The sequence below is a fragment of the Komagataeibacter oboediens genome (assembly GCF_018491655.1).
GTDB lineage: Bacteria > Pseudomonadota > Alphaproteobacteria > Acetobacterales > Acetobacteraceae > Komagataeibacter > Komagataeibacter oboediens.
In genome coordinates, this window is record NZ_JABLUU010000057.1 from 1 (window position 1) to 317 (window position 317).

At 60.6% G+C, this 317-nt stretch carries 1 pseudogene; it reads right to left on the minus strand.

Features of this window, described 5'->3' with window-relative positions:
* Window positions 1-317: pseudogene (locus tag HNO79_RS16370) on the minus strand (transposase); the annotation flags it as partial.

The window sequence follows — 317 nt, forward strand, 5'->3', positions numbered from 1 at the left end:
GGAAGCTGATTTTCCGTGGGTCGCGTCGGTTTTTCCTTGAAGGGATAACCGGTGCGATCTGCCGTTCTTCGAGCTTTTCGATAAGCGGATCAGCGTCATAAGCCTTGTCGGCGATAAAGGTTGCAGGGTCGACTTCATCCAGCAGGGGGCCTGCTTCCGTGATGTCCGCTCTCTGCCCGGGCGTCAGGGACAGGGCGACCGCCTTTCCCGCAGCATCGACAATGGCGTGAATTTTCGAGGTCAGTCCGCCACGGGACCGCCCGATGGCCTGATCCGCGCCCCTTTTTTACGGGCACCCGCACTGTGCTGGTGAGCCC